This window comes from Acidithiobacillus marinus (assembly GCF_002847505.1).
Lineage (GTDB): Bacteria > Pseudomonadota > Gammaproteobacteria > Acidithiobacillales > Acidithiobacillaceae > Acidithiobacillus > Acidithiobacillus marinus.
Genome location: NZ_MXAV01000033.1, coordinates 16486 through 37847, shown reverse-complemented (window position 1 = coordinate 37847; position 21362 = coordinate 16486). Strand labels below are relative to the sequence as shown.

At 55.3% G+C, this 21362-nt stretch carries 19 protein-coding genes, 1 tRNA gene and 1 pseudogene; 7 read left to right on the top strand and 14 right to left on the bottom strand.

Features of this window, described 5'->3' with window-relative positions; all coding sequences use genetic code 11:
- The first annotated feature begins 120 nt into the window (after positions 1-120).
- Positions 121-1986 carry an ATP-binding cassette domain-containing protein gene (locus tag B1757_RS07480; RefSeq protein WP_101537719.1) on the top strand — a complete coding sequence of 622 codons (1866 nt, stop codon included), beginning with the start codon at positions 121-123 and terminating at the stop codon, positions 1984-1986.
- Between the two features lie 366 nt (positions 1987-2352).
- Here the strand turns inward: B1757_RS07480 and B1757_RS07475 are convergent, their stop codons facing one another.
- The 13 genes from B1757_RS07475 to glnL all read right to left on the bottom strand — a co-directional run bounded on the left by B1757_RS07475 (position 2353) and on the right by glnL (position 13350).
- Positions 2353-2829 (bottom strand): hypothetical protein, encoded by a 477-nt coding sequence (locus B1757_RS07475; RefSeq protein WP_101537718.1) that lies wholly within the window; start codon positions 2827-2829, stop codon positions 2353-2355.
- 31 nt (positions 2830-2860) lie between these two features.
- On the bottom strand, positions 2861-3181 hold the full coding sequence (locus tag B1757_RS07470) for a hypothetical protein (protein WP_101537717.1): 321 nt from the start codon (positions 3179-3181) through the stop codon (positions 2861-2863).
- Between the two features lie 105 nt (positions 3182-3286).
- Entirely contained in the window at positions 3287-3643 is a 357-nt protein-coding gene (locus tag B1757_RS07465; RefSeq protein WP_101537716.1) for a hypothetical protein, read from the bottom strand.
- A gap of 169 nt (positions 3644-3812) precedes the next feature.
- Positions 3813-4139, bottom strand: coding sequence for a hypothetical protein (locus tag B1757_RS07460; RefSeq protein ID WP_253253766.1), 327 nt, complete (start codon positions 4137-4139; stop codon positions 3813-3815).
- Complete coding sequence (locus B1757_RS07455; RefSeq protein WP_101537715.1) at positions 4132-4443, bottom strand: hypothetical protein; 312 nt, start codon at positions 4441-4443, stop codon at positions 4132-4134. Before B1757_RS07455 ends, B1757_RS07460 begins: the two co-directional genes overlap by 8 nt.
- Entirely contained in the window at positions 4440-6194 is a 1755-nt protein-coding gene (locus tag B1757_RS07450; protein WP_101537714.1) for a peptidoglycan D,D-transpeptidase FtsI family protein, read from the bottom strand. The genes B1757_RS07455 and B1757_RS07450 overlap by 4 nt, the downstream gene beginning before the upstream one ends.
- A gap of 40 nt (positions 6195-6234) precedes the next feature.
- Complete coding sequence (locus B1757_RS07445) at positions 6235-8325, bottom strand: O-antigen ligase family protein (RefSeq protein WP_253253765.1); 2091 nt, start codon at positions 8323-8325, stop codon at positions 6235-6237.
- Positions 8322-8552: a hypothetical protein gene (locus B1757_RS07440; protein ID WP_101537713.1), complete on the bottom strand. Its 231-nt coding sequence runs from the start codon at positions 8550-8552 to the stop codon at positions 8322-8324. Before B1757_RS07440 ends, B1757_RS07445 begins: the two co-directional genes overlap by 4 nt.
- 93 nt (positions 8553-8645) lie before the next feature.
- Positions 8646-8722: transfer RNA gene (locus B1757_RS07435), tRNA-Pro, on the bottom strand.
- A gap of 11 nt (positions 8723-8733) precedes the next feature.
- A complete protein-coding gene (locus B1757_RS07430; protein ID WP_101537712.1) occupies positions 8734-9702 on the bottom strand; it encodes a polyprenyl synthetase family protein in 969 nt (322 codons plus the stop codon).
- Between the two features lie 123 nt (positions 9703-9825).
- A complete protein-coding gene (locus tag B1757_RS07425; RefSeq protein ID WP_101537711.1) occupies positions 9826-10764 on the bottom strand; it encodes a tetratricopeptide repeat protein in 939 nt (312 codons plus the stop codon).
- 94 nt (positions 10765-10858) lie between these two features.
- Entirely contained in the window at positions 10859-12268 is a 1410-nt protein-coding gene (ntrC, locus tag B1757_RS07420; protein ID WP_101537710.1) for a nitrogen regulation protein NR(I), read from the bottom strand.
- Entirely contained in the window at positions 12265-13350 is a 1086-nt protein-coding gene (glnL, locus tag B1757_RS07415) for a nitrogen regulation protein NR(II) (RefSeq protein ID WP_101537709.1), read from the bottom strand. The genes ntrC and glnL overlap by 4 nt, the downstream gene beginning before the upstream one ends.
- A 313-nt stretch (positions 13351-13663) precedes the next feature.
- On the opposite strand from glnL, the gene B1757_RS07410 reads away from it, so the two are divergent.
- The 4 genes from B1757_RS07410 (at position 13664) to B1757_RS07395 (ending at position 20538) form a co-directional block, all read left to right on the top strand.
- Positions 13664-14413: a proteasome-type protease gene (locus B1757_RS07410; protein ID WP_101537708.1), complete on the top strand. Its 750-nt coding sequence runs from the start codon at positions 13664-13666 to the stop codon at positions 14411-14413.
- A gap of 190 nt (positions 14414-14603) precedes the next feature.
- Complete coding sequence (locus B1757_RS07405) at positions 14604-16160, top strand: circularly permuted type 2 ATP-grasp protein (protein ID WP_253253764.1); 1557 nt, start codon at positions 14604-14606, stop codon at positions 16158-16160.
- Positions 16145-17131 (top strand): alpha-E domain-containing protein, encoded by a 987-nt coding sequence (locus B1757_RS07400; RefSeq protein WP_101537707.1) that lies wholly within the window; start codon positions 16145-16147, stop codon positions 17129-17131. The genes B1757_RS07405 and B1757_RS07400 overlap by 16 nt, the downstream gene beginning before the upstream one ends.
- A gap of 35 nt (positions 17132-17166) precedes the next feature.
- On the top strand, positions 17167-20538 hold the full coding sequence (locus tag B1757_RS07395) for a transglutaminase family protein (protein ID WP_101537706.1): 3372 nt from the start codon (positions 17167-17169) through the stop codon (positions 20536-20538).
- Here B1757_RS07395 and B1757_RS07390 read toward each other — a convergent pair.
- Positions 20535-20705: a hypothetical protein gene (locus B1757_RS07390; protein WP_253253763.1), complete on the bottom strand. Its 171-nt coding sequence runs from the start codon at positions 20703-20705 to the stop codon at positions 20535-20537. The two genes, B1757_RS07395 and B1757_RS07390, sit on opposite strands and share 4 nt — an antisense overlap.
- Here B1757_RS07390 and B1757_RS07385 point away from each other — a divergent pair.
- Both B1757_RS07385 and B1757_RS07380 read left to right on the top strand, forming a co-directional pair.
- Positions 20706-21008: pseudogene (locus B1757_RS07385) on the top strand (integrase core domain-containing protein); the annotation flags it as partial. It abuts the gene before it with no gap.
- The gene (locus B1757_RS07380; protein WP_101537705.1) at positions 21005-21340 is read left to right on the top strand and encodes a hypothetical protein; all 336 of its coding nucleotides are present in this window, start codon (positions 21005-21007) and stop codon (positions 21338-21340) included. The pseudogene B1757_RS07385 and the gene B1757_RS07380, both read left to right, overlap by 4 nt.
- The last annotated feature ends 22 nt before the right edge of the window (positions 21341-21362 follow it).

Sequence of the window (21362 nt, the reverse complement as noted above, 5' to 3'; positions counted from 1 at the left end):
AACCCGACTGGACGGGTTATTGGCTGGCAACCCCGTCAGCCAACCCTGGCGACTTGCACCACCTGACCCCGCCCCGTACCCTATCTGCTTTCTGAAGGCGTACATAGGGAGATCGGGGCAATGGCGATTCTGCGGCTGGAAGCGGGACAGGTAGAGTGGGGAGGCCGTGCCTTGCTGGACCATGCCGATCTCAATCTGGAAACGGGTGAACGCATTGGCCTGATTGGCCGTAATGGTGAGGGCAAGTCCACCCTGCTGCAGGCACTGGCGGGACTTTACCCGCTGGACGGCGGGAATCTCTGGATTGCCCCGGGACTGAGTCGTACTTATCTGGCGCAGGAACCCGAACTGGATGCCGAACACGACCTGCTCACTGCCATTAAGTCCGGACACCCGGCCTGGCGACAACTGCAGCAGGCCGAGGCGGGCGATACCCAGGCCCACGCCCTGGCAGATCATCATGATGTCTGGCAGATCGACTATAAGGCGGAGGCGCTGCGGGATAGTCTGGGTCTGCCTGCTGAGGGGGTGATTTCCGCCCTTTCGGGAGGACAGCGCAAGCGGGTGGCCATTGCCGCCGCCATGGTCTCCGAACCCGATATTCTCTTTTTTGATGAACCCACCAATCATCTGGATTTACCGGCCATTCTTGCTCTGGAGCAGTCGCTGCTGCGTTACCGGGGGACACTGGTATTCATCACCCACGACCGGCGTTTTCTGGACCGTCTGGCGACGCGGATTGTCGAGCTGGATCGCGGCATTTTACGCAGTTTTCCGGGAAGTTTCGGCGAATATCAGGCTCGCAAGGCGGAAGTATTGGCCGCCGAAGCGGCCGCCGACAATCGTCTTGAAGGACAACTGGCGGAGGAAGAGGCCTGGCTGCGCCAGGGGGTGAAGGCGCGCGCCAAGCGCAATCAGGGCCGTTTACGGCGCTTGGAAAGTCTGCGCGAAGAGCGCGCCAGTCGCCGTCAGCAGCAAGGTCAGGCAAGCTTGCAGATCAGCACCGCCGAGCGTTCGGGCGCTCTGATTGCCGAACTGGAGCAGGTGTCTTTCCATTATGCGCAGCGCCCCATCATCCGCAATTTTTCCACTCGCATAGAACGCGGCGACCGGGTCGGGATCATCGGTCCCAACGGTGCCGGAAAAACCACGCTGCTGCGTCTGATTCTGGGTGAACTGGAGCCCCAGGAGGGCAAAATTCGCCGGGGCACCAAGCAGGAAGTCGCTTATTTTGATCAGATGCGCGCCACCCTCGATCCGGAAAGTCGAGTGGTGGATGCTATTGCCGATGGGAATGATTTTATCGAAATCAATGGCGAACGTCGGCATGTGCTGGGTTATCTGCAGGATTTTCTGTTCCCCCCCAGTCGTGCCCGGGGCTTGATCAAGGCATTGTCCGGCGGGGAGCGGGCGCGTCTGCTACTGGCTCGCCTTTTTGCTCGTCCTGCCAATATTCTGGTCCTGGATGAACCCACCAATGATCTCGATCTGGAAACCCTGGAGGTTCTGGAAGAGCGCCTTCAAAATTATACGGGCACCCTGTTTCTGGTCTCTCATGACCGGGATTTTCTGGATAATGTGGTCACCCAGGTCATCGCTTTCGGAGAAGAGGGTCAGCTTACCCAGAATGCCGGTGGCTATGAGGACTGGATCCGCTGGCAGACTGAAATCCAGCGCGCCGCCAGCAAAACAGTGGAAAATTCATCGGGCAAAAATGCCAGCAAGCGCGATAACAGCAAAAAACCGGCCCTGAGTTACAAGGAAACCCAGGAATTGGCGCAATTACCGGCGCAGATTGAAAAGCTGGAACAGGAACAGGAGGATCTGGCAGCCACCCTGACTTTGCCGGAAACCTACCAGAATCCGGAAAAACTGAAAGAGGTACAAGCTCAGGCAGAACAGATGACCAGCGCCCTGCAGCAGGCCTACACTCGCTGGGAATTGCTGGAAGCCAAGGCGGCAGCCAGCGCTGAGGCTGCGGGCTGATGTAACTCCGATACCGATTCTCTGACTTTGGTGCGTATTCGCTTACACAACGCACTTTTCAAAGCAGCCGGTCTCTCAAGCCAGAGGGATTTTTCCTATTGCCATCTTTTAACCCACTCCCACCTCTTCGTATTTGAAATACATATCGAGAATACGCAACAAAACATGCTGCGTTGCCCACTGCCAAAAAAAGTGAAGAAACGAAGAATATCAGTTAAGATGTTGCGGAATCACACCACATCGGGTTGGTGATCAAGGAAACAGAAACTGCAACGATCAGGAATATCGACCATGATATTGAGCAGATACGAGGAAGTCTTTTTTCAGTCTCACGAGCATTCCTTTTTGGGCCGCTTATTTGTCTGGTCATAAGGTACTCGCTTTTCTAAATATACTATGTACCATTGGTATAATTTTCCAATGATTATAGTCGTCAGCCAAGCCCCAATGATTCAAGGCATACTGATCGGCACGATTTTTTGCACGCTTTTGTAACCAAATTTGTGTTATGATTGTTGAAATCATCACCCAACCAGAAACCGAACTTACCGTTTGCGCCGAGAGAAAGCTTGAGATAATTGACAACATGCCAGAGATGACTACAACTCCCGTCAACAATTGCGCAATGTTGTACTCACGATCCCGCGCCAGCCCGGCATTGTATAACAGGCAGGCTTGCCAGGCCTGTGGATGGGTGTCCGGTGTGTCGTAGCCACTATCCAGGATTATGCTCCGAGACCAACATGACCAGGCACAGCCATAGGGGGAGAGGAGCCTTTTCTTAACCCGCACACGATATTTATTGCCTGTTTTATCCCACAAAAATTGCTCGTATTGATTCATTGGCTACCCCCTTAAAAACTATAGCAACAAATTAAGCGGTAGAACGTCTGATATGGCGCGGGAATGACCAGGAAAACTTTTCATTAGCGGATGGGCAACAACGCATGGGTGTGTCGATAACGCTTGACTCTACAAGGGCTTCAGTGCCTCCGCTACGGAGCTCGTTGGCTATATGCTCTGCAACTTCGTGATCTAGCCCCGCAGCTATAACCGTATTGCAGTGATTATCCAGATAGATTGCAAGCGAGACCGCTGATTTTAAATCCAAATCACCACCGATGAGGCGCAATGCGCGCACAAACTGCGTACGATCAGCAATGGGTGATGTGATCCTGATCTGTTTTTTACACATAGCCCCTCCTTGATCAATAGACAATCTACAGAATCAGCATCATGGCTATACAAAAATTACAGCAACATAGATCAAAATCCATACATCATCTGCGCAAAAAAGTATTCAGTTGGCATTTACTGCTTGATTGTCTGCAGTATATCGCTCTAGCCCTTTGACCATTTTTATGTGCATCATTATCTGAATCACAACGGGCACAATTATCGTTAATGAATACCCTGTAATAAAAACATCAAAACCTAACCACTTATTCATAAAAACAAAAAATAACGATAAGGCAAAACCTGAAGAAATAACATCTTGCTTTAGCTCAATAAATTTTTTGATTCTATCTTTTTCTTTCAATGATGGAACAATATAGCGCGTCTTACTAAAAGCCGGTTTATATACCATCGTGCCGTCAGGCAAGGTAGCGAATCTGGAATCAAACGTAGCCTTATTCAATTCATTCTGAATATTCATTAGCTCTCCAGCACGAACTTTACGGCAACACCGGTTATCAAAACAGAACAATGACTTAATGGTACAAGAAAGATTCTGGCGCGCCTGAGAATAAATTGCAAGCTCTTGAGTTTGTTGTGCGTGGCTGGGCTGGATTTCCGCTTCTGAAGCTGTTCCCCTCCCCGTCGTTTCAGGAGGAAGCCGATGCCTTATCGCCGGATTTTTTACGGTGCAGAAAAAAATACAGAACAATACCGTCCAGCAGAGCCGGAACCAGGGTAGCTATGACGCCTACAGCCATACTGATCCAGGGTCCCGGAGGATTGAGGGGATCGGGCAGTATTCCCGGCCAGTGCCAGGGAATGCCCATCAGCGTATACGCCAGCATCAGGCCCGGAATCAACAACAGGGCATCCAGAGCCAGCAACAAAAGGACTATTAGAAGCACCAGCACAACAGCGACAGCCCCTTGCAGCAGGGCTTTCAGGATGCGCGGAATCTGGCCGGACTCAGCCACGGTACACCCAGAGCTTGATGTCCTGACGGGGAATGGTCACCGCCGGGCCTTGCCGAAAATACAGGGTGGCCGTGGACCAGAAAGCGGGGTCGGTATAACGGGGTGATACCCGATAGGCACCCGGCCAGTCTGGCGCAGCTTTAGCCCGGTGACCGGCGACAATAATGGATCGCGCGCCAGCCGAATTGACATAGATGTGCGCCACAGGAATGCGCGACACTGCAGCAAAAGCCAGCACGCCCAGCAGTAATCCGATCACTCCCAGGGTCAGAATACCGGCCACCCATTTATCGGTTCGGCTCAATTTCCACCTCCTTCTGCCCAGATTTCCGCCTGGGTCGCGGTAATGCCTTTATCCTTGGATGCACAGGCCTTGCCACCACACCATCGTGGCGAAATATTCAGCTCCTGCAGGGCATGGCGCATGGTCACCCGGAATACCGGTGCAGATTCGACGCCCCCGAAATTCCAGTAACGGGTACTACCGCGCATGGTCACTGCCATCACCAGCTTCGGCGCAAACCCCGGGGCAAAGCCGACAAACGTGGCATTGGTTTTGTTTTTCTGAAAACCGTCCTTGCCGTTGGCCAGATTGGCGGTGCCGGTTTTACCCGCCACCGCGTAACCGGGAATCGCGGCGAGAATACCGGTACCATTGGCGGCACAGACCCCTTCCAGCCAGTGGCGCAGATGGGCGGCAATATTGGCGGGCATGATGCGCTGTTTGTGGACTGACTGGCCGGCAATCAGAGTCGGCTCCACATGGTATCCGCCGTTGGCAATGGCCGCATAGGCTTCGGCGAGCTGCAGAGTCGTCACCGAAACCCCATAGCCCAGGGCAATGGTCGCATGGCGGGCCTTGTCCCAGGTCTGGGGTTGCGGCAACACACCAGCGGTTGCTCCAGCAAAGCCCAAATCCGGTGTCTTTCCGAAACCCGCTGCCCGATACATGGCATAAATCGCCTGGGCAGGGGTGCGCAAGGCAATTTTGGCCGCGCCAATGTCACTGGAATATTTAAGAATATGCGCCACATTCAATTCATGATGCACCACATCATCCCGAATACAAAACCCTCCCACCGGCAGACAATGGGACACATTGAAACTTTGATCAGGCTGAATACTACCGGTTTTCAGAGCCGCCGCCACCACAAAGGGCTTCATGACCGAGCCGGGTTCAAAGGCTTGATGCACCGCATTATTGACATAATCGTCCGGACTAGTACAACCATTGCGGGAATTAGGATTGCAGGATGGCACGCTGGCCATGGCGAGAATCTGACCATTTTCGACATTCATGACCACAGCAGAGCCTTCGCTGGCACCAAAGTGCTTTTGGGCAGCCTGCAGTGTCATGTAAGCCCAATACTGAATCTGGGGATTGATGGTCAAATGCAAGTCGTGGCCGGGCACTGGCGCACGACGGGCACCTAGCACCCGCAGCACTTCACCCTGCCCGTCCACCAGCACTTTTTCGGTGCCAGCATGACCGGACAGCCATTGGTCATAGCCCATTTCCAAACCGGCCGCGCCATGATGATCCAGATGCACCAGACCCAGCAAAGGGGTGGTCACGGCACCCAGAGGATAATAAGTCCGGCTGCTGGCCTGCACATAAATGCCCGGAACATGCAGTGCCTTTAGCGCCTTGCCTATTTGCGGCTCCCCTTGACGCAGAATATAGGCAAAGCCCGAGCCACCCGACTGCACGCGCTCTGCCAGCGCCCGAGGACTCATTTGCAGGGCCGCAGCCACCTTGTCCCAGTCTTTTTTATGCTGATCAAAAATGCGTGGGTCTGTCCAAATGGTCACGGCGGGCACATTCACCGCGAGGGCCGTGCCGTTACTGGCATAAATGACCCCCCGATCCGCCGGTAAAGGACGCGTCTGCAGGTAGCGCATGCGACCCTGATCGCGCAAGGTATGATCCTGCCACCATTGCAAGTCCGTGTCCCGGAACAGAACCAGCACAAAGCCCAGGAAAATGACCGACAAAATCAGCAGGGCCCGCCAGCGGGGCAGATGACGCTTTTGCGGCGAGGATTCTGTCGTCATGTCTGGGTTCTCAATGCCATATCTGCGCTTTCTATAACTTTCAATGCACTGTAGCGTGCAGGCCAGTCTGGTGATGTATGGCCTGCAGCCAGGAAACCGCAGGCAGATAACCGGGGTTGTCGCGCAAAATCCGCAACAGCGTTTTTTCCGCAGCGGCTTTGTCATCGCCACGCCATTGCATCAAGGCAATATCCAGCAGCAGTTCTGAGCGGGGTTCAGGGAAAAGTGGGCGTTTCAAGCCCGCACGCAAGAATGCCAGCCCACCTTGCACATCGCCCTGGTCTGCGTAAGCCAACTGGGCAATCTCGTTCCGCAGGCTGATACTTTCCGGGTCAATGGCCAACCCCTGGCGCCAGGCCAGAAGGGTCTGCCGCTGTCTTTGTGTGACATCCAGCCCCAGGAATTTTCCCTGGGTGAGATAGAGCGTGCCGATGGAGTTGAGTACTCCCGATTGCTGGGGAATACCCACGAGACTTTGTTGATATTGATGCAGCGCTGCCTGCACCAAGGAACGACGATTGGCTGCGTCCATTCGGGTGTCATGTTCGACCAGCGTCAAATAGGTATTGGCGAGATACACATGGGGTTGAGTCGCCAAAGGACGTACTGCCGTTAGTGTATTCGCAACTTTTAGCAACAATTCCGCACGCTGCCGGGGATGATTGATCACCCCATTCAGCCAGGCATTATCACTCAAGAAAGCGTAGGTGGTAGCGTCTGCCAACAGGTTCCAGGAGGCGACACAAACCCCCAGCAACAAAAGCCCCTGAGTGATGAACCCATGATGGATACCGATTTTGGGTAACAAAGGCTCCGTGTTTCCGGTGTTCCCATAAATTCGCCAAGCGCGCGCCATGAACAGTCCCGCCAGAATACTCAGCGGCAAATTGTAAAAAATGAAATTACCCAGAGCGTGGCCGGTAATCGCAAACACGCCCAGAACCAGACCCAGTGCCGTCAGTCTTTTTTCATCATCTATCTGTAGCGCTTGTCCCGCCCGATACAGCAGACGATAAAGGGCATACATCAACACTCCAGCAAAACCGAGCAAAAACCCCAGATTGATCAAACCGCCCTCGGCCAGATACTCCAGAAAATCGTTATGCGCGTAAGTGCCTGCCGAAGCCAGCTCACCGGGCAAACGGTATGCCGGGTAATTCAGAAAGTAGCTGCCGATACCGGTACCCAGCCAGGGGTGACTGAGAAACATGTGCCAGGTAGCGATCCACATCAGCTTGCGGGATACCGTAGTGATATTGCTGGTGATATAACCTGGAGAAAGATGACCGATCAGATCATAGCCGTGCGCATAATCCATCAACAAAAAAGCAATGATGACCAAGGCGGCAACCACTAAAAACCGGGGTCGCGCAGCAGGTAGTCGCCATAATCCCCAGATAGCAAAGGGCATGGTGCAGATCCAGGCCAGAAAACCGCCACGACTGCTGGTGGAAAAAAAAGCCAGCAACACAACCGTCAAGGTCAACAAATAGAAAAAAGCTTCTGGATCAAGACCTCCTCGTAAAAAGCCCACCTGACGACGGCTATCTTTCACAAAATACAGAACGAGCACCGGGAAAAACAGCAAATTCAGCCAGGCCGCAAAACTGTTGGTGTCCAGCAAGGGGCCAAAAGGGCGCAAATTAGCCAGCCCGATATTGGTGACCAAGTCTTGATAATATTGCCACAGCGCCATAGCACTGAGAATCCAGGCGCTGATTAATATCCCCCGCCAGAACCAGGTCCAGAACAGTTCGGCCGTCAGTTCAGGAATCATGATCGCAATCATAAAGGTCAGTGGCAACGAGCCCAGTACCCAGAAATAAAACCAGCTACTGTAGGGCGATCCACTCCAGAAAAGGGTGAGCCCGAACCAGATGAACCAGGACAGCATGAATAGCGGCAGAAATCCCCTTGGCCAGATCAGGCCAGCCCGTAGGCAGGGCCACCAGACCATCAACCCCCAAATCATCAGCACCATACTTTCGACCGCAAGCAGGGGGATCAATTGGCCGTTGTAATACCAGGAAAGGCCGTAAACCACGAGGGCGAGAATGGTGTATACACCCGCTCGCATTGAAATGGCCGGGCTGACGCTTGGCACCCCCGAGGAACGTCTGTTAATGGTCAATCTGAATCTCCCGCGTTTTGTTGACCCGCATATGGGCTTGCATGTTCCGAACAACGATAGTTGCCTTCAGCGCTACGCAGGGCATTATGCGCTGATACATAGCGGCCACAGCGGGAACAGCGTACCAGAGATTCCACTTCAGGACGCTGCCGGGCAGGTCGCTGCTTTTTGCGCCAGATATAAAACAGCACGCCCACGAAACCTGCCAGCAACAACCATTTAAACATCGGCAATATCCCTGCCTGATTCAAGTCACAGTTTTGCGAACATACTGTGAAAAACACCAAAAAGGCCCGACAAAGCGGGCCTTTTCATTCATATGGTCGGGGCGAGAGGATTCGAACCTCCGACATCCGCCTCCCGAAGGCGGCGCTCTACCAGGCTGAGCCACGCCCCGATAATACTGCGTCAATAGTCGCGCTGTACGGCGAACCCGGCCAGAAACTCCAAGGCTGATTTTTCCGGACCATCAGGAAAGCTGGATAAACAAGCAATGGCCTGCTGAGCCTTTTCCTCGGCGACGCGCAAAGTGTAATCAATAGCTTCTGTTCTGGCAATGATTTCTAGGACTCCCGAAAAATCGGCTTTGCTTTCGGCGCTCAAGGCATCGCGCAGAAGCGCTTGCTCAGTCGCTGTCGCCTGTTGCATGGCATGAATAAATGGCAGGGTGGCTTTTCCATCTGCCAAATCATCTCCCTGGTTTTTTCCCATCTTTTCGGCGGAAGTGGAATAGTCCAGGGCGTCATCCATCAATTGAAAAGCAATGCCCAGAAGGGAGCCATATTTTGCCAGCGCCGTTTCTGCCTGCTGATCCAGATGATTGATCAGCGCCCCAATCCGCATGGCCGCTTCAAAAAGTTTGGCGGTTTTGGCTTCGATGACCGAAAAATAGGCGTCGACACTCAAGTCTGGATCATGGGCATTTTCCAACTGCGCCACTTCTCCCTGAGCAATCACGCTGGTGGCTTCGGCCATGGTCGCCAGGATCCGCATATCCCCATCAGCCACCATCATTTCGAAGGATCGCGCATAGAGAAAATCGCCGACCAGAACGGCGGCGGCATTTCCCCATAACTGATTGGCAGTGGCATTGTTGCGCCGCAGTTCCGAGCCATCTACCACATCGTCATGAAGGAGAGTGGCGGTGTGGATAAATTCGACAACAGCGGCCAGGGGAATGGGTCGCGCGCTGCGCTCTCCACCCATGCGTGCGGCCAGCAGGAGAACGATAGGGCGCAGTCGCTTGCCGCCGGCGTTGATCAAGTAGGTGCCCATGGCAGGAATCGTCGGCACCCCGGAACGCAGTTGCTCCTGAATCACCTGATTCACCGCCAACATATCCGACCGCACCAGCTGATTCACTGACTCGAGATTCATCCTATACTGCTCCCCGTTTATTGGCATTGGCGGCACTTTACACCGGATGGTGCCAAGCTTGCGGCCGCAGGGGATTGTGGTGAGGGCGACAATACCTTGTCAAGCAGAGTTCCTGCACCGGCATCAGGCTGAGGGTAAAGAATCTGGAATTTCCAGTTGGCGGGAACGCGCTAACTGGCGCAGGGTTTCGGGATTACCATCCCAGTCTGCCAGCACCTGCCAGAGGGGGTGCGGCCCGAGATCCTGACCGGCACGCAACATTCTCTCCCGCAGGGTCTGCGCATTATAGCCCACAGTAAGATACAATAAAATCAATGCATTAATATATTCTTCCAGAAGATGTTGTTGATGCGTGATCCGCAACAATTCCGCATAAAGCGGCAGCCGCAGGGGCTCGTGGACAATGGCCCGCCACAAAATGGCCATCCCATAATGCGGATCATGGTTACGGGCAACAAGTGCCAGAGCCATTTCTGCAGTCATTGGTGGCTCAGAGTCCTGTTCCTGAGGCATGGGCACTGTCATGCCGACCTTTTCAGCCAACACCAAAAGCTCCAGATTTCCAGGGTCCTGCTGCAAACCGTGCTCCACACGCTCGCGCCACCAGCTTTCATCCATAGGCACACTGCCGGATTTTTCACCCAAGCTTTCCAGCAAGCCCGCATAACTGTCCATATCCGCCATGGCCAGATAAGTATCCAGGAGCTGATTGATGACCCGGGTTTCGTGAGGATTCAGATCCACATACCAGCGCAATACCGTTGCCGCCTGGGCATAATGGCCATATTCGAGGTAAATGTTGGCTTCATTGAGGAGATCATCGATGCTCAGAGCTTCCTGAGTGGCAGCAACCGCTTCCCTGTGTGGTTGCGCGGGAAGCACTTCAGGCTGGGAAACAGGCGTTTCCTGGACAGAAGGCAAGCGGATTTCCTTGTGCGCTTCTGCTGTCACCTGTTCATTGCGGCTCTGCAGACGTCGGCGGCGGGCACGCAGACGAATAAAAACCTCCGCCAACAGCAGCAATACCACCACCACTTCCAGGACTATCATCAAGCCTTGCATAAAAACCTCAAACCCACGATCCTGCTCCCAGACGCCATGATAACCGCGTGTTCAGAAGCAATTAGTCTAAAGACCAGGATTCGCAAGAAACTTTTTATCGCTCTTCGATTCCCAGTTCTTTCAGTTTGCGGGTCAAGGTGTTACGTCCCCAGCCGAGTTTCTGGGCAGCATCCTGTTTGTGACCCCGGGTATGCTGCAGGGCGGCTTCCAGCAGACAGCGTTCAAACTGGGGCTGGATTTTATCCAGCAGCGCTTCTTCCCCACTGGCCAGGCGCTGGCGCACCAAGGCCCCCAATTGCAGGCGCCAGTCCTGATAAACCGGTGCTTCAGCGGATTCTACAGGCGCTGCTGCCACACTCATTTCCGGCGGCAAATCGGTCACCTGCACCTCACTGGTCGGCGCCATGACGGTAATCCAGCGGCAGACGTTTTCGAGCTGCCGCACATTGCCGGGCCAGTGCCATTCCATAAAGGCGGCTTCGGCCGTGGGGCTCAAAACCTTGCGCTCCACATCGAGCTGTTCGGCACTGTGACGCAGAAAGTGGCGCGCCAGTCTCGGGATATCTTCCCGCCGCTCTCGCAGGGGCGGGAGATGAATATGAATGACATTCAAACGATGATAGAGATCTTCACGAAAACTCCCATCCTGGACCTTGGCTTCCAGGTTCTGGTGGGTAGCGGCCAGCACCCGGACATCGGCGCGCAACGGAGCATGTCCTCCAACCCGATAAAAAGTCCCATCGGAGAGGACCCGGAGTAAACGGGTTTGCAGGGCGGCAGGCATATCGCCGATTTCATCCAGAAACAGGGTTCCTCCAGAGGCCTGCTCAAAGCGTCCCTGGCGGGTTTGTACCGCGCCCGTAAAGGCCCCCTTTTCATGGCCAAACAGCTCGGATTCCAGTAATTCTGCGGGAATGGCGGCGGTGTTGATGGCAATGAAGGGGCCTCTGGCACGGGGACTATGGCGATGCAGGGCGCTGGCCACCAATTCTTTGCCGGCTCCCGATTCACCGGTAATCAGCACGTTGATTTGTGAGCGCGACAGGCGACCGATGGCCCGAAACACCTCCTGCATGGCGGGCGCTTCGCCAATCATTTCTGTCGGATCACTCTCTTCCGGCACGCTCTTGGCGGCGGCTTCCTGCTGACTGCCCAAAGCCCGTCGTACCAGATGGATGGCTTCATCCATGTCAAAGGGCTTGGGCAGATACTCGAAAGCGCCGCTTTGAAAAGCAGATACCGCATTATCCAGATCCGAATGTGCCGTCATGACAATAACCGGCAAGCGCGGCCAACGCGCCTGGACTTCTTTCAGAAAAGCCAGGCCATCCAGGCCCGGCATGCGCAAATCGGTGACGATGGCATCGGGTTGATCCCGACCCAGCGCACGCAGGGCACTATCGGCGTCGGCAAAACTCCGGAAAGGGATTTCCGCCTGGGCCAGCGCTTTTTCGAGGACCCAGCGAATGGAAGGATCGTCGTCAATAATCCAAACCTGTTTCATTGGGCGGCCTCCCGTTGCTGGGTGAGGGGCAGGGACACCGAGAATACCGTCTCGCCGGGCCGCGAGTGACAGTGCACCACCCCTCCATGTCCACGTATCAGGCCCTGGGCGATGGCCAGCCCCATGCCCATGCCTTCGGCCCGACTGGTGACCAGCGGGAGGAAGATGCGGGGCAGCAGGTCCGCCGGAATACCTGGGCCACTATCGATAATGTCCACCCGCAAAGCGAGACGGAACTTTTGATGGAGCAAGGTGACGTAACGATCCACCCGGGTACGGATGAGAATCGTGCCATGACGGTCCAGGGCTTGCTGGGCGTTACGCATCAAATTGAGGAAAACCTGCACTAATTGCTCCTGATCGGCGTAAATTTCCGGAATAGAAAGGTCATAATCAAAACGCAGCGAGATTCCCGTAGGCAATTCGGCCTGGAGAAGGCGGCGGACATGCTCCAGCACCTGGTGAATGTTGACTTCGGCAAAAATCGGACGGGTGCGCGGACCCTGCAGACGATCCACCAAATGATGCAGACGATCCACCTCATGAAGTATTACTCTCGTGTAGTCCTTCAATTCCGGGCGCTGCAATTCCCGGTCGAGAAGCTGGGTGGCACCTCGCAAACCGCCCAGCGGATTTTTGATTTCATGAGCGAGCCCCCGCAGCATTTCCTGGGCCGCAGCATAAATCCGTTCCTGCATTTCTTCTTCGGCATGACGGGCCGGTAATTCCATGGGCCGCATTTCTACAATTAGTTGTCCTTCCGCCAGAGGAGTCACGACCAGGTCCACCACGGCATGGCCGCCATCATGTAATTGCAAGGGCAATGCCCGCCTCAGGATCGTGCCATTCAACTCCAGCGCATCGGCAAAAAGTACCGCAAAGCGATCCTCGCCGATGATGCTGCAGAGGGCTGGCACGCTTTGTCCGCGCGCCTGATGCTGGCTGACACGCAGGAGATTTTCTGCGGCCGGATTCATGAAACGCAATTGTTGCCGAGCATCCAGAGTCAGGACTGCCGACTCCAACGCATCCAGCACCGTATTTTCTGACAACGAGGTTTTGGTGTTTTTGTGCTGCGCCATGCAAGCTCCAAGTGGGTATGCGCCTTTAGGGGCTCTCATCAAAATTTTTCAAAGCAAAAAGCACACCAAGCTGACGCTTCAAAGAATGGGATCTGTTCCGAGCACGCCTGTTCGCTATCCTCTTTACTGGGGAGTGAGCTTACTCTCCCCCTGTGAATACGGGAACATAATGATGCATCGATCGCACCATAATAGTGCACAAGGGCTGGGCTCTACAATGTAAGTCGGGAAAGACTTTCCCGTACAGGCTTCCAAAACTCCGGAAATTCAGCGACTATAAAGCGGCTACGCTGCTCGCTGACAGGAATACTCCATGACCTATTGTCTCACTGCCCATGTAAACGGAGGATTGATTTTCTGTTCGGACTCCCGCACCAATGCAGGCACCGACAATGTGAGCATCTACTCGAAAATGCATACTTTTTGCTGGCCTGGAGACCGCTTTTTCTGTCTGCTTTCCGCAGGTAATCTTGCGACTACCCAGGGGGTGGTCATGCGCCTGCAGCAAGATGTAGATCAAAATGCCGCCATACACTTACTGAATCTTCCCAGCATGGCAGAAGCTGCTGATTACGTCGGCCTGATCAATGCCGAAATCCAGCGCAATCAGGTCAGCCGCGATACCGCCAACACCAACTTCGAGGCGACATTCATTCTCGGCGGCCAGATCGGTACGGAAATCCCGGCGACCTACATGATTTATCCCCAGGGTAATTACATTCACGAATCGGCAGATCATCCTTTCTTGCAGATTGGCGAGATCAAATACGGCAAACCCATTCTGGATCGCGTCATCAGTCCGGAGCTTTCTCTGGAAGCGGCGGCGCGCTGTGCGCTGGTTTCCATGAATTCCACCATGCGCAGCAACGTCACCGTTGGGCCGCCGGTTGAACTAAGGATTTATGATACCAATAGCCTGCAGTTGGGACGCTATCTTTCCCTGACCGAGGAAGACCGGTTTTATCGCACTCTGGGTGATCGCTGGAGCCAGGGATTATTGCGGGCTCTGGATGATCTTCCGCCATTTTCTTGGGAAACCCCGCCAGCGGCGCCACCAGCTTGAGTGCAGCAAGAAAAGCGCACCATGATGGTGCGCCATGCACCAATATGATACAATTCATTATTCCTTATCATCACGCGATTATTATTTGCAGATATTTTCCACCTTCCAGGTCTGGAAAATATCCTTCTGCCTGAATTTTTACTTATCCGCCTGCATGGCACAGGCTTTGCTTTCATTACGAGCGAAGATCATGGCAGACCAAGTATCTCTCTTACGGGATACGCCACTGCCCACCCAGGCTTCAGAGTTCCGGGCGAGAATCTTGCGACGAGGAGAAAAGCAGATGGACTGGCTTAAAACCCATTATCAGCAGCAGATCACTTATGACGAACTAGTAGATGCCAACGCTGGACCACGGCGGGCGGCGGCTCCATTATTTGATTACCTGAACACTCTCGACAGCAGCGAATTACAGGCGCGTCGCCAGGCCGCCGATGCCTCTATTCTCGCCATGGGCATCACGTTTACGGTATATAGCGAGGCGGGCAACATTGATCGCGCCTGGCCTTTTGACATCATTCCCAGAATTCTATCCAGCACCGAATGGTCCAAAATCGAAGAGGGTCTCAAACAGCGACTGCAGGCGCTCAATCTTTTCATTGACGATCTTTACAATGAACAACGCATTGTCGCTGATGGTGTTTTTCCGGCGGAAGTACTGACAGGCTCACGCAATTTCCGCGAGGCCTGCCGGGGCGTGCATCCCCCCTTCGGCGTATGGGCACACATTTGCGGGAGTGACCTGGTGCGCGATGCCGACGGTACGGTTTATGTCCTGGAAGATAATCTGCGCGTTCCTTCAGGCGTATCCTACATGCTCGAAAATCGACAGATCATGAAGCGGCTGTTTCCGGAGCTTTTCAAGTCATCCATCATCCGACCGGTGGATGACTATCCGAACCGCCTTTACGAAACCCTTGCCGCCCTTTCACCGCGACCGGACGAAAAACCGGTAATCGCCGTACTGACCCCCGGCATCTATAATTCTGCCTATTTCGAACATAGTTATCTGGCGCAGCAGATGGGGGCCTATCTGGCCGAAGGCGCTGATTTTTATGTCAGCAAGGAAGATATTGTGTACCTGCGCACCATTTCCGGTTTGCAACGGGTAGACGTCATTTACCGCCGGATTGATGATGATTATCTGGACCCGGAAGTGTTTTTCCCCGATTCAGCGCTGGGGATTCCCGGTCTGTTGCGAGCCTGGCGGCGGGGCAATGTGGCTATTGCCAACGCCCCCGGTGCCGGGGTCGCGGACGACAAGGTGGTTTATGCTTTTGTTCCGGAAATTATCCGTTATTATCTGGACGCTGAACCCATCATCCCCAATGTGCCGACCTACCTGTGCATGCGTGATGCGGATCGGGATTATGTGCTCAATCATCTGGCCGAACTGGTGGTCAAACCCGCCAATGAATCCGGGGGCTATGGCATGTTGATCGGCCCCCGGGCCAGTCAGGCCGAGCGCGATCGTTTTGCCGAACTGATCCGGGCCAATCCGCGCAACTATATTGCCCAGCCCACTCTGAATATTTCCACCGCACCGACGCTGGTGGACGATCATCTGGAGGCCCGCCATCTGGACCTGCGTCCTTTTATTCTGCAAGCGGACAAAATGTACGTGACCACGGGTGGACTGACCCGGGTGGCGATGCAGCCGGGGTCACTGGTGGTCAACAGCTCCCAGGGAGGGGGCAGCAAGGACACCTGGATTGTCGATGAGGAGGCCCCATGCTTTCCCGAGTAGCCGAAAATCTGTACTGGATGGCGCGCTATCTGGAGCGCACCGAAGATATGGCCCGCCTGATCAATGCCACCACCCTGATGTTGCTGGATCTGCCGCCAGGCGCTTATTTTGGTTGGGATATCCTCTTGCAGGTCACCGGCGACGCGCAACTCTATGCCGAGCTTTATGGCACCCCGGAAGAAAACCGCATCATGCGCTTTCTGATTGCTGATGAGCGCAATCCGAACTCGGTCATGGCGGCCATCCACCAGGCCCGGGAAAACTGTCGCACTTTTCGTGACCTCCTTCCCGGAGAATTCTGGGAGCGCCTCAATACCCTCTTTCTGTATGTCCGGGATCAAGCCGTTTCCGGCGCCGACAGCCGCCATGCCCGCTATGCCTTCCTCAACGAGGTGATTGCCCGCCGCCATGCGCTGGTCGGATTACTGATCAGCAGCATGAGTCAGGATAATGTTTACCAGTTGATCAAACTGGGCCGCAACATGGAAAGAGCCGACATGACCACGCGCATTGTCGATGTCACCAGCGCGGTGATTTTACCCCAGGATCAGGGTTTGCAAAAAACTGCCGGGAGCAGCCTGTGGATCGGGGTGCTCAAATCCTTGAGTGCTTTTGAAATGTATCGCCGCCACATATCCGTCCAGGTGCGCAGTAATCAGGTGGTAGATTACCTGCTCAAGGACAGCAAATTTCCGCGCAGCATGAAGTATTGCCTGGGCGAGATGGAAGTGGCCCTGGCCTATCTGCCCAATGCTGGCACGCCCGCCGAGGCGGTGCGCCGGGCACGGCGGCGTCTGGATAACCTCAAATTGACTGATCTGCGTCCAGATCTCCTGCACGAATATCTGGATCAGGCCCAGCGCGATCTGGCCGTCGTGCACCGGACCATCCAGGGTATTTATTTCGCCAGAGGAGACAGCGCTTCGGAAAGTCTGCTCAATGGTATTCAGTTGCAGATAGCTGAGGCCTAAACGCCACACCCTTTTCACTGCCGAGGAAATTGCATATGGGCATTCATGTCGTTCTGCGTCATCAGACCGAGTACGACTTCGATCAGCTAGTAGAAATTCATCCTCACGTGCTGCGCCTGCGCCCGGCACCCCATTGCCGTACCCCGATTCTCGCTTATTCCCTGGAAGTCAGCCCCGAAAAGCATTTTCTCAACTGGCAACAGGATCCCTTCGGCAATTATCAGGCCCGTCTGGTATTTCCGGAACGCGCCCGGTCCTTGCACTTCAATGTCGAAGTCATCGCCGATCTCAGCGTGATTGATCCTTTCGACTTTTTTATTGAACCTCAGGCCGAGCGCTGGCCCTTCCGCTACGACGCCGCACTGTATAAAGAATTGACGCCCTATCTGGAAAAAGAACGCGCCGGGCGTTTACTGCAAAAGCTGTTGCTGGACATCATGAAGCGCAAGGCACGTACCATCGATTTTCTGGTCAGCATCAACCAGCAGTTGCAGCGGGCCATTCAATACACACTGCGCATGGAAGTCGGCGTCCAGACCCCGGAAGAAACCCTGAAAAAAGCCAGCGGTTCCTGTCGGGACAGTGCTTGGCTGCTGGTACAGTTATTACGCCATCTGGGTCTGGCGGCCCGCTTTGTTTCCGGCTATCTGGTTCAGTTGGTAGCCGATCAGACGCCTCTGGAAGGGCCTTCCGGTCCCGTCCAGGATTTCACTGATCTCCATGCCTGGGTGGAAGTGTATATTCCGGGTGCCGGTTGGATTGGCATGGATCCAACCTCCGGCCTTTTTGCCAGTGAAGGACATATTCCCCTGGCCTGCACCCCCCATTATCAGAGTGCCGCCCCCATCAGCGGTGCCACCGGAAAATGCGAAGTGGAATTTCATTTTTCCAATCAGGTCACCCGCCTGCCGGAAATACCCCGGGTCACCAAACCCTATACTGAAAGCCAGTGGGAAGAAGTCATGGTCCTCGGGCGGATTGTCGATGACCGCCTCAACGCCGCCGATGTGCGCCTGACCATGGGCGGAGAACCTACTTTTGTCGCCACCGAAGCCGTGGACGACCCACAGTGGAATCTGGAGGCCCTGGGCCGCCACAAAAGAGAACGCGCTGAAATCCTTACCGAAAAGCTCAGCCAGCATTTCGCCCGGGGCGCACTGCGCCATACCGGCGAGGGAAAATGGTATCCGGGTGAGCCTCTGCCGAGGTGGGCGCTGGGTGTGTACTGGCGCAAGGACGGATTGCCGATCTGGCATCAGCCCGATTTACTGGCAGACCCCCTCCAGGATTATGGCTGGACGGACGAAGACCTGCACCAGTTTGCCTGCGAGTTGATCCGGCAGTTGCAGGTGGACAGCGCCCGGCTCATTCCGGCTTACGAAGATGCCTGGCATGTATTGCATCAGGAGGGACGGGTGCCGGTCAATATTGATCTCAGTACCCATCGCCTCGACGACCCCCTGGAGCGGCAAGCACTGATCGAAAAACTCCAGGCGGGCCTTGAGCACCCGGTAGGCTGGGTGCTGCCCCTGGCCTGGGAGTGGAATGCCCGGTGCTGGTATTCGGCGACCTGGGTGTTTCGTAGCGGCCGCCTGGTACTGATTCCCGGTGACTCGGCTTTGGGTATGCGGCTGCCTCTGGATAGCCTGCCGTGGATGGTGGACCCCCACAAAAAATGGCAGCCGGAAACCGATCCCTTTGCCCCCTTGCCGCCCTTACCCGATTTTCCGGTCGAGCGCCGCACTGACAGCCAGACCGCCACCAGCACGCCCCCCAAAACCCCCAGTTGGGAGGAAATCCCCCACACAGCGCTGACCATGGAAGTCCGCAAGGGTTGCCTGTACTGTTTTTTTCCGCCCCTCCAGGTCACCGAAAACTATCTGGACCTACTCAACGCTGTCGAAAGCACGGCCCGTATCCTGAACATGCCGGTGGTCATTGAAGGTTATGCGCCGCCCAGCGATCCCCGCCTGGAAAAACTCCTGGTCACTCCCGACCCCGGGGTGATCGAGGTAAATATCCACCCCTCGTCTGCTTGGTCCGAAATGGTGGAGAAAACCACCCTCCTCTACGAGGAGGCCCACGCCTGCCGCCTGACCGCCGAAAAATTCATGCTCGATGGTCGCCATACCGGTACCGGTGGTGGCAATCACATGACCCTGGGTGGCGCCACTCCCGCTGACAGCCCTTTTCTGCGGCGCCCCGATCTACTGCAAAGTCTGATTACTTACTGGCAGCATCACCCGGCGCTGTCCTATTTTTTCAGCGGCATGTTTATCGGCCCCACCAGCCAGTCACCGCGCGTGGATGAGGCCCGTCACGAATCCCTGTATGAGCTGGAAATTGCCTTCAGTCAGGTGCCGCCGGGCGCGGTCGTCCAACCCTGGCTGGTGGATCGTCTGTTTCGCAACCTGCTGGTGGACATCACCGGCAACACCCATCGCGCCGAGATCTGCATCGACAAGCTCTACTCCCCGACGGGATCCGCTGGACGGCAGGGCCTGGTAGAACTGCGCGCCTTTGAAATGCCGCCCCACGCCCGCATGAGTCTGGTCCAACAATTGCTCGTCCGCAGTCTGATTTTACGCTTCTGGGAAGACCCCTACCGCCATGCCCTGATTCGCTGGGGAACCAACCTGCATGATCGCTTCATGCTGCCCCATTATGTCTGGGAAGACCTCCGCGAAGTCTGTGCGGATCTGCAGAACCATGGCATTCTTTTTCAACTGGAATGGCTCGCTCCCTTTGCGGAATTTCGCTTTCCGGAACATGGTCATGTGCGCATTGGCGATGTTCAGATAGAATTGCGCGCCGCCATCGAACCCTGGCATGTGCTGGGCGAAGAGGTCACCGGCAGCGGCACTGCCCGCTATGTGGATTCTTCCATCGAACGTCTGCAGGTCAAAGTGACCGGGATGACTCCGGGACGCCATGTACTTGCCTGTAATGGGCGGCGCGTCCCTCTGCAGGGCACCCGCGCTGCGGATACCCAGGTGGCCGGCGTGCGCTACCGGGCCTGGCAACCGCCTTCCGCCCTGCATCCGACCATTCCGGTACATACCCCTTTGACTTTTGATCTGATCGACACCTGGAACAATCGTAGTATTGGCGGCTGTACTTACCATGTCATGCACCCGGGTGGCCGCAATTCCGAGATTTTTCCGGTCAATGCCTGGGAAGCCGAAGCCCGCCGTCAGTCCCGCTTTACAATTACGGGACATAGTCAGCCAGAGCCTGAACCCGTTGTCCGCAATATCATGGGCAGCATGACTTCACCCAGCGAGGGCCGCTTTGTGGCCAGAGGCAGTGGCGAATATCCCTGGCAGTCCCCTTATGATGAGGAGCAGCCCGACTATCCCCATACCCTGGATCTGCGCATGGCGCGGCCCCTAAAACCCACACCCTAGCCGGCATCGTGGCGCTGATCACGATGCCGTGATAGCAGCACTTCTGCTTGCCCCCCCAAATACACATACAAACCCAGAGAGACCAGCAACATGGCGGCAGCTACCAACAGCAATACCGCCAACCAGAGGTTCTGCGGTGCATCTAGGGCGAATTTGAATACCAGCATCAAACCCTCAGCATACGTTATACGGAGCGCCTGGCCGATGCCGGTGTGGCTGCTTCTGTCGGCAGCACCGGGGACAGTTACGATAATGCCTTGGCAGAGACCATCAATGGATTGTACAAAGCCGAGGTGATTCATCATCTGGGTCCCTGGAAAAACCGGTCAGCTGTAGAGATCGCCACCCTGGAATGGGTGCATTGGTATAACCATCAGCGTCTCTTCGGTCCTCTGGGCTATATCCCTCCCGCAGAAGCTGAGGCAAACTATTATGCGCAGCTCGTGGAGCAGCCCACCAAGGCCGCTTGAAGTACAAAAATTACCCTCCACTGAACCCGGGGCGGTTCAGGAACTCTGAGCGACTGGAGATTCCCGAGCAACAGATTGCCCGCAACCTCTTCATCGGTTTTGCCCATACGGCGCTGGTCGCGCATCTGGCGCGGCGCCTGCGGGTCCATGACAACCGCGCCAGCGTGGACCTGAAGGCGCAGCCCGACTACCAGCCGCCCCTGCTCCTGGAAGTCGAAAAAGGCACTCTTGTCTGGCAGAGTGTGGACCCCTTGCCCTGGTGGGCGCAGGTTTTGCGGGATATGGCGCTGGGCAGGGACCTGGGCGTAGATCTCGACGCTCTCTACCAGTAATTTGCGGCCGCACCCAACCAGC